This window comes from Marinobacter sp. P4B1, assembly GCF_001447135.1.
Classification (GTDB): Bacteria; Pseudomonadota; Gammaproteobacteria; order Pseudomonadales; family Oleiphilaceae; genus Marinobacter; species Marinobacter vinifirmus.
Genome location: NZ_LLXM01000002.1, coordinates 179,811 through 188,684, shown reverse-complemented (window position 1 = coordinate 188,684; position 8,874 = coordinate 179,811). Strand labels below are relative to the sequence as shown.

Sequence of the window (8,874 nt, the reverse complement as noted above, 5' to 3'; positions counted from 1 at the left end):
CTTTCTGATCACTGGGTCAGATTTGCTCTTTAACAAATTGGACGAGATAGAACACGAATAGATTTCTCTCATTATCTCCGAGAGAAACTGTTCAAAGTGATAGCGATTTCAAGCGTTATCCGGTGTTGTCGTTGAAGTGGTTGTTATATCGCTTCAAGTAACTGTCTCCCGTTATGGATTTCCTGGTTTACCCGGACGTCGATAAAGGGAACACAGTTGTCTTGGGGTTATATAGTCAAGCAACTAAGCGCATACGGTGGATGCCTTGGCAGTCAGAGGCGATGAAAGACGTGGAAGCCTGCGATAAGGTTCGGGGAGCTGGCAAACGAGCTGTGATCCGGACATCTCTGAATGGGGAAACCCACCTAACTTCGGTTAGGTATCTTACACTGAATCCATAGGTGTAAGAGGCGAACCGGGGGAACTGAAACATCTAAGTACCCCGAGGAAAAGAAATCAACCGAGATTCCCTAAGTAGCGGCGAGCGAACGGGGACCAGCCCTTAAGCTGGACAACTGGTAGGAGAAGGCCCTGGAAAGAGCCGCCATAGTGGGTGATAGCCCCGTATCCGAAACCTGAGTCCAGTGAAATCGAGTAGGTCGGCGCACGAGAAACGTTGACTGAACATGGGGGGACCATCCTCCAAGGCTAAATACTCCTGACTGACCGATAGTGAACCAGTACCGTGAGGGAAAGGCGAAAAGAACCCCTGTGAGGGGAGTGAAATAGACCCTGAAACCGTATGCGTACAAGCAGTCGGAGCAGACTTGTTCTGTGACGGCGTACCTTTTGTATAATGGGTCAGCGACTTATGTTCAGTGGCGAGGTTAACCGTTTAGGGGAGCCGTAGGGAAACCGAGTCTGAATAGGGCGAATCAGTCGCTGGACATAGACCCGAAACCGGGCGATCTATCCATGAGCAGGTTGAAGGTGCCGTAACAGGCACTGGAGGACCGAACCCACTGTCGTTGAAAAGCCAGGGGATGACTTGTGGATCGGAGTGAAAGGCTAATCAAGCCCGGAGATAGCTGGTTCTCCCCGAAAGCTATTTAGGTAGCGCCTCGGACGAATACCACAGGGGGTAGAGCACTGTTTCGGCTAGGGGGTCATCTCGACTTACCAACCCGATGCAAACTCCGAATACCTGTGAGTACTATCCGGGAGACACACGGCGGGTGCTAACGTCCGTCGTGAAGAGGGAAACAACCCAGACCGCCAGCTAAGGTCCCAAAGTACCAGTTAAGTGGGAAACGATGTGGGAAGGCTCAGACAGCTAGGAGGTTGGCTTAGAAGCAGCCATCCTTTAAAGAAAGCGTAATAGCTCACTAGTCGAGTCGGCCTGCGCGGAAGATGTAACGGGGCTCAAACTGGTCACCGAAGCTGCGGCTGCATACATTGTATGCGGGGTAGGGGAGCGTTCTGTAAGCCTGCGAAGGTGAGTTGAGAAGCTTGCTGGAGGTATCAGAAGTGCGAATGCTGACATGAGTAACGACAATGCGGGTGAAAAACCCGCACGCCGGAAGACCAAGGGTTCCTGCGCAACGCTAATCGGCGCAGGGTGAGTCGGCCCCTAAGGCGAGACCGAAAGGTGTAGTCGATGGGAAACGGGTTAATATTCCCGTACCTTGGATAGCTGCGATGGAGAGACGGAGAAGGCTAGGTGAGCCGGGCGACGGTTGTCCCGGTTTAAGCGAGTAGGGAGTGGACTTAGGCAAATCCGGGTCCACAATCCTGAGACGTGACGACGAGTGCCCAAGGGCGCGAAGTCATTGATGCCCTGCTTCCAGGAAAATCTTCTAAGCTTCAGGCTATTCGAGACCGTACCCCAAACCGACACAGGTGGTCAGGTAGAGAATACCAAGGCGCTTGAGAGAACTCGGGTAAAGGAACTAGGCAAAATGGTGCCGTAACTTCGGGAGAAGGCACGCCGGTGTGTACGTGAAACCCCCGCGGGTGGAGCGGAAGCCGGTCGAAGATACCAGGCCCCTGCGACTGTTTATTAAAAACACAGCACTGTGCAAACACGAAAGTGGACGTATACGGTGTGACGCCTGCCCGGTGCCGGAAGGTTAATTGATGGGGTTAGCACTCGTGCGAAGCTCTTGATCGAAGCCCCGGTAAACGGCGGCCGTAACTATAACGGTCCTAAGGTAGCGAAATTCCTTGTCGGGTAAGTTCCGACCTGCACGAATGGCGTAACGATGGGGGCGCTGTCTCTACCCGAGACTCAGTGAAATTGAAATCGCCGTGAAGATGCGGTGTATCCGCGGCTAGACGGAAAGACCCCGTGAACCTTTACTATAGCTTCACAGTGAACTTTGAGCATGCTTGTGTAGGATAGCTGGGAGGCTTTGAAACTCGGACGCCAGTTCGAGTGGAGCCAACCTTGAAATACCAGCCTGGCATGTTTGAGGTTCTAACTTGGTCCCCTTATCGGGGATGAGGACACTGTGTGGTGGGTAGTTTGACTGGGGCGGTCTCCTCCCAAAGCGTAACGGAGGAGCACAAAGGTGGGCTAAGCACGGTCGGACATCGTGCGGTTAGTGTAATGGCACAAGCCCGCTTGACTGCGAGACAGACACGTCGAGCAGGTACGAAAGTAGGTCATAGTGATCCGGTGGTTCTGTATGGAAGGGCCATCGCTCAACGGATAAAAGGTACTCCGGGGATAACAGGCTGATACCGCCCAAGAGTTCACATCGACGGCGGTGTTTGGCACCTCGATGTCGGCTCATCACATCCTGGGGCTGAAGCCGGTCCCAAGGGTATGGCTGTTCGCCATTTAAAGTGGTACGCGAGCTGGGTTTAGAACGTCGTGAGACAGTTCGGTCCCTATCTGCCGTGGACGTTGGAGATTTGAGGAAAGCTGCTCCTAGTACGAGAGGACCGGAGTGGACGAACCTCTGGTGTTCGGGTTGTCACGCCAGTGGCATTGCCCGGTAGCTATGTTCGGACAGGATAACCGCTGAAAGCATCTAAGCGGGAAGCCCCTTCCAAGATGAGATCTCCCTGAGGCCTTGAGCCTCCTGAAGAGCCGTTCAAGACCAGGACGTTGATAGGCTGGGTGTGTAAGCGCTGCGAGGCGTTGAGCTAACCAGTACTAATTGCTCGTGCGGCTTGACTATATAACACCCAAGACAATTGCGGATAACGCAGAGCAAGGCAAACGCCACGCTCAAAGAAATCAATATCGCTGTCAGTCCAAACTGACCGTTCTAACTCGTCCCCCAGTGATCATCCGTTTTGCCTGACGACCATAGCGGTCTGGAACCACCTGATCCCATCCCGAACTCAGACGTGAAACAGACCAGCGCCGATGGTAGTGTGGTTCGCCCATGTGAGAGTAGGTCATCGTCAGGCCCTTAATACCAAAACCCCCGACAGCGTTGCTGCCGGGGGTTTTTTCATTTCAGGTCTGGGAAAAATGAAAGTCTGCAGAAAGAATCCAAAGGCACTCTCTCTAAGCCAGGCAAATCCGATAACGGAGCACGCCGGCCTCCTCCTCGCGAATCCATTCAATTCGGTGCCCTGTGATATCGCACAGCGCCTGCATGTCCTTACGGCCACTGGGGTCATCGGCCAGGAACTCGACCTGGGTCCCGCTGGGTAACCCCTGGGTGCGTTTCTTGAAGCGGAGAATAGGGAGGGGGCATACCAAACCGACGGCATCGATCTGGTATACCTCGGTTTGATCAGTCAAGTCGTACACTCTCACTGCTGCCCTGTTCCGCTGAAGACCAGCCGAACTGGTTCAGAACAACCGGGGCGAGCGAGGCTATGATCAATGCTGCGACAAATGCGGAAATCATTACCTTCATGATGATCCTCCTTTGCCTTGTTTGGCCTCTTCCTCTTCTACCCAGAGGTCGTGGTGCTGTCGAGCCCATTCCAGGTCAACCTGGCCGCTACCCATCGCATCGAATGCGCCTTCCATACCAATAGTGCCGATATAGATATGGGCGATGATGGCCAGCATCATCACGAATGCCACGATCGAATGCCAGATGTTGGCATATTGCATTTCCTCGTGTGGTGTCAGCTCTGTTGGCAGGCCTGTGCCCAGAATGCTGTTGATGACACCGAAGGTGTCGCCGAAAAGAGGCATCTGGAACGGGAACAGCAGGGATAATCCGGAAAGCGAGACAGACACACCCAGCAGCATCACGGTCCAGAAAACAACCTTCTGGCCTGCGTTGAATTTCCTGGCCGATGGATGGCCCTTGGTGAAGATGCCGCCCCCCGCCTTGATCCACTGCCAATCGAGTTTGTCGGGTATGTTGTGTGCTACCCACATCACGAACGTCATCACCAAGCCGAGCATAAACGCCCAGGCAATGTTGTTGTGAAGCCACTTTGAACCGACTGCGAGGGTCGAAAAGGCATCGTGCCCGATCACCGGGATCAGGAAACTGCGGCCCATCAAGGTCAGCAGCCCCGTTACGCCCAGGGCTATGAACGAGCCGGCCAGCAGCCAGTGACCAAACCGCTCTATGGCTTTGAATCGTTCAATGGTCGTGCCCGCAGGGCCGCCATCAATCATGATTTTGCCACGCACAAAGTAGAACACCACGAGCAGCACGATGATCCCCAGCAGGGCACCACCGCCCCAGGTGATGATGGGTCCTTCCCGCAGTTTGTACCAACTGATGCCCCCGTCCTGGATCATGACGCCATTGGCCGGGCCCGGAGACTGCACGGTGGGGTCGATCTGATTATAGCGAATCGCGCGCCAGGTGTCGGCATCCGAGACGCCGCCCCGGGTTCCCAGCTGTTCTGTGATTGGTGCCGCCTTCTCAGGATTGCCCAGATTTTCGGACCGGAAACTGTCGTCCAGTTTCTGCTGCTCCTGGCGGCGCATGATATCTTCGAGGGTCTGGGCACCCCCGGTTGCTGTGCGGTCAACCTCCGGGCCCTCTTGCGCCCAGGCAGGGTTGAATATCAGTGACGCCAGCACAAGGGCAGCGGCACCCAACAGATGTTTGTTCATCAGAGTACTCCAGCGGAATCAACAAGAAGGCGTTGTGGCTGAAGAAGTTCCGGAGCTCGGCGAGCTCCGGAACTTCTTCAGATCAGCTTATGCACCTTTCTTCTCGTAGGCTGTGCCCCATCCCCAGGCGCCGGAACCGAAACCACGGTTCACCACGCGCTGGCGATAGATGTCCGCCACCTCGTTGCCGTCACCGGCAAGCAGGGCTTTGGTAGAGCACATTTCCGCACAGATCGGCAGTTTGCCTTCCGCAATACGGTTGCGGCCGTACTTGGTAAACTCGGCTGCGGAATTGTCTTCCTCAGGACCGCCTGCACAGAACGTGCATTTGTCCATCTTGCCGCGGCTGCCAAAGTTGCCCGCTTGCGGGAACTGTGGTGCACCGAACGGGCAGGCGTAGAAACAATAGCCACAACCGATACACAGGTCCTTGGAATGCAGCACGATGCCGTCCTCGGTCTGGTAGAAGCAGTCCACCGGACAAACCGCCATACAGGGCGCGTCTGAACAGTGCATGCAAGCTACCGAGATCGACCGCTCGCCCGGCTTGCCATCTTCGATGGTTACCACTCGGCGACGGTTGATGCCCCAGGGGACTTCGTGCTCGTTTTTACAGGCCGTTACGCAGGCATTACATTCGATGCAGCGCTCGGCGTCGCAAAGGAATTTTGCTCTTGCTTGTCCTTCAAGTGCCATGGTCTACACCTCTTGTTATGCTGGTTCGATCGCACACAGGGTGCACTTGGTCTCTTGCATCTGCGTGACCGAGTCGTACCCGTATGTCTGAACGGTGTTAGTGGATTCACCCAGTACGTAAGGATCCGCACCTTTCGGGTATTTGTCCCTCAGGTCCTTTCCTTCCAGGTGCCCGCCGAAGTGGAATGGCATGAAGGCAACGCCCTCGCCAACCCTTTCGGTAACCATGGCCTTAACCTTGATGCGTGCGCCCTCAGGGCCGGACACCCAGACGTCGTTGCCGTCACGGATGTTCAGGTTGTTGGCATCACGCGGGTTCACCTCGATGAACATGTCCTGCTGCAGTTCTGCCAGCCAGGGGTTCGAGCGGGTCTCGTCACCACCACCTTCATACTCGACCAGGCGGCCGGAGGTCAGAATGATGGGGAAGTCCTTGCTGAAGTCCTTCTGCTGGATGGATTCGTACAGGGTCGGAACCCGCCAGAAGGTCTTGTCGGCGTAGGTGGGATAATCCGCCACCAGGTCTCGACGGTTGGTGTATAGAGGCTCACGGTGCAGCGGCACGGGGTCCGGGAAGTTCCAGACGATGGCGCGGGCCTTGGCGTTACCGAAGGGTGCGCACTCGTGCTTGATGGCTACACGCTGGATACCGCCGGACAGGTCCGTTTTCCAGTTGGTCTCGGGGCCTGCAACCGCATCAATGCTGGCACGCTCCTCGGCTGTGAGGTCTTTATCCCAGCCCAGGTCCATCAGCATCTGCATGGTGAACTCGGGGTAGCCGTCCTTGATGTCGGAATCCTTCGAGTACACGCCATCAGCCAACAGGTTATTGCCGTTGTGCTCAACACCGAAGCGGGCGCGGAAAGTCAGGCCGCCCTTGGACACCGGTAGCGACATGTCGTACAGGTTCGGTGTGCCCGGATGGTTCATCTCCGGAGTGCCCCAGCACGGCCATGGCATCCCGTAGATATCGCCATCGCAAGGCCCACCGACTGCACGCAGGGTGGTCTTGTCGAAGTGATGCTGGTTGGCCATGTGTTTCTTCAGGCGCTCAGGCGACTGGCCGGTATAGCCGATAGTCCACATGCCCCGGTTGAACTCATGGGTGATGTCCTCCACCACCGGTTCGTCGCCCTCAATGGCGATATTGCGGAACATGCGATCGGTGAAGCCGAACTTGTCCGCAAACAGCTTAATGATTTCGTGGTCGACCTTGGAGTCGAACAGTGGCTCGACCACCTTTTCCCGCCACTGCAGGGAGCGGTTCGAGGCAGTTACTGAGCCGCGGGTCTCGAACTGGGTGGTTGCCGGCAGCAGGTAGGCACCGTCTTTGCGATCGTGCAGCACGGCTGACACGGTCGGGAACGGGTCAACAACCACAAGCAGGTCCAGCTTCTCCATGGCTTCTTTCATTTCGAGCATACGGGTCTGCGAGTTGGGCGCGTGGCCCCACAGCACCATGGCCCGGGTGTTGTCGGGCTGCTCGAGGTTTTCCTTGGCTTCCAGTACGCCATCAATCCAGCGGGATACCGGGATGCCCTTCTCGTTCATCATGGCCTTGGATTTGCCATTCTTGTCCATGGTGGCAAACCGGCCTTTCAGCCAATCCAGGTCCTCTTCCCAGACCCGTGCCCAGTGGGCCCAGGAGCCGGCCGCCAGGCCATAGTAGCCGGGCAGGGTATCTGCCAGTACGCCCAGGTCGGTAGCGCCCTGAACGTTGTCGTGGCCACGGAAAATGTTGGTGCCGCCGCCGGCTACACCCATATTGCCCAGCGCCAGCTGCAGGATGCAGTACGCACGGGTGTTGTTGTTACCGTTGGAGTGCTGGGTACCACCCATACACCAGATAACGGTTCCCGGACGGTTATTGACCAGAGTGCGGGCGACACGCTCAAGCTGCGCGCCAGGGGTGCCGGTTACCCGCTCGACTTCCTCGGGGTTCCAGCGTTTCACCTCTTCGCGGATCTGCTCCATGCCGTACACACGGGTACGGATGAATTCCTGGTCTTCCCAGCCGTTTTCGAAGATGTGCCAGAGCAGTCCCCAAACCAGGGCTACGTCGGTACCGGGCCGGAAGCGCACATATTCGTCGGCATGGGCGGCCGTGCGGGTGAAGCGCGGGTCACAAACGATAAGCGGCGCGTTGTTCTCTTCCTTGGCTTTCAGGACGTGCAGCAGCGACACCGGATGCGCCTCGGCCGGGTTGCCCCCGATAATGAAAATGGCCTTGGAATTGTGGATGTCGTTGTACGAGTTGGTCATCGCACCGTAGCCCCAGGTGTTGGCTACACCGGCGACTGTGGTGGAGTGGCAGATCCGGGCCTGGTGGTCGACGTTATTGGTGCCCCAGTAAGCCGCAAATTTGCGGTAGAGATACGCCTGTTCGTTGTTGAACTTCGCGCTGCCCAGCCAGTACACCGAATCCGGGCCGCTCTCATCGCGAATCTGCAACATCTTGTCGCCGATTTCGTTGATGGCGTCGTCCCAGGAGATCTTCTGCCACTGGCCATTGACCATTTTCATGGGGTACTTCAGGCGCCGCTCGCCGTGGGCGTGTTCACGCACAGAAGCGCCCTTGGCGCAGTGTGAACCCAGGTTGAACGGGCTGTCCCAGCCGGGCTCCTGGCCTACCCAGGTGCCATTCTGAACCTCGGCAACCACGGTGCAACCAACCGAACAGTGGGTGCACACAGACTTTTTAAGGACAATTTCCCCGCCTTCGTTCGACGGAGTTGCTGCCTGAACCCGCCCCGACGTCAGTGACAAGGCCGCCAGGCCTCCCACTGTTACACCGGAAGCCGCCAGAAAACTACGACGGTCCATAGTCTTGGCAGCGAGGGATGAAAGTAAAGATCCCGCACGGGGGCCTTTCGCAACCCCGTTGGTCTTCTTCCGTAACATGTCACCTACCTCTCTCTTTTTATTCTCGTTTTTCCGGAGGTGTGATCATCCAAGAGCGTCACGCAACCTTGAATGATTCACGCATCCTTAAAAGCGAGCCGATTCGAAATACTTGCGAGTGTGTTCAGTGTCGCGCAGACCGCTGCTTTTCGGGGCTTCTGTTGCCACCCCGGCTGCAGCGTTCGGTGCAACGGCCATGGCAACAGCAGCGGGTGCTGCAGATGCGGCCAGTTGCAGGAAGCGGCGCCGACTGTTTTCACGCTTCGGGCTGTCCATCGGACTCCTCCACC

At 56.6% G+C, this 8,874-nt stretch carries 6 protein-coding genes and 2 rRNA genes; 2 read left to right on the top strand and 6 right to left on the bottom strand.

The features are described 5' to 3' along the window. Nucleotides 1-233 precede the first annotated feature (233 nt). Nucleotides 234-3,125: ribosomal RNA gene (locus AQ621_RS01740) — 23S ribosomal RNA — on the top strand. Nucleotides 3,126-3,246: 121 nt separating this feature from the next. Next, a 5S ribosomal RNA gene (gene rrf, locus AQ621_RS01735) occupies nt 3,247-3,360 on the top strand. A gap of 100 nt (nt 3,361-3,460) precedes the next feature. Here rrf and AQ621_RS01730 read toward each other — a convergent pair. The 6 genes from AQ621_RS01730 to AQ621_RS01710 form a co-directional block, all read right to left on the bottom strand. Beyond that, the gene (locus AQ621_RS01730) at nt 3,461-3,709 is read right to left on the bottom strand and encodes a sulfurtransferase TusA family protein (RefSeq protein ID WP_022989825.1); all 249 of its coding nucleotides are present in this window, start codon (nt 3,707-3,709) and stop codon (nt 3,461-3,463) included. Next, entirely contained in the window at nt 3,693-3,818 is a 126-nt protein-coding gene (locus AQ621_RS17885) for a hypothetical protein (RefSeq protein ID WP_022989824.1), read from the bottom strand. The genes AQ621_RS01730 and AQ621_RS17885 overlap by 17 nt, the downstream gene beginning before the upstream one ends. Then, nucleotides 3,815-4,987 carry a formate dehydrogenase subunit gamma gene (locus AQ621_RS01725; RefSeq protein ID WP_058340001.1) on the bottom strand — a complete coding sequence of 391 codons (1,173 nt, stop codon included), beginning with the start codon at nt 4,985-4,987 and terminating at the stop codon, nt 3,815-3,817. The genes AQ621_RS17885 and AQ621_RS01725 overlap by 4 nt, the downstream gene beginning before the upstream one ends. An 87-nt stretch (nt 4,988-5,074) precedes the next feature. After that, on the bottom strand, nt 5,075-5,683 hold the full coding sequence (fdh3B, locus tag AQ621_RS01720; protein WP_036219858.1) for a formate dehydrogenase FDH3 subunit beta: 609 nt from the start codon (nt 5,681-5,683) through the stop codon (nt 5,075-5,077). Nucleotides 5,684-5,698: 15 nt separating this feature from the next. After that, nucleotides 5,699-8,584: a formate dehydrogenase subunit alpha gene (locus tag AQ621_RS01715; RefSeq protein WP_058340000.1), complete on the bottom strand. Its 2,886-nt coding sequence runs from the start codon at nt 8,582-8,584 to the stop codon at nt 5,699-5,701. An 87-nt stretch (nt 8,585-8,671) separates the two neighbouring features. Further along, nucleotides 8,672-8,860 carry a hypothetical protein gene (locus AQ621_RS01710; protein WP_022989820.1) on the bottom strand — a complete coding sequence of 63 codons (189 nt, stop codon included), beginning with the start codon at nt 8,858-8,860 and terminating at the stop codon, nt 8,672-8,674. Nucleotides 8,861-8,874: the final 14 nt, after the last annotated feature.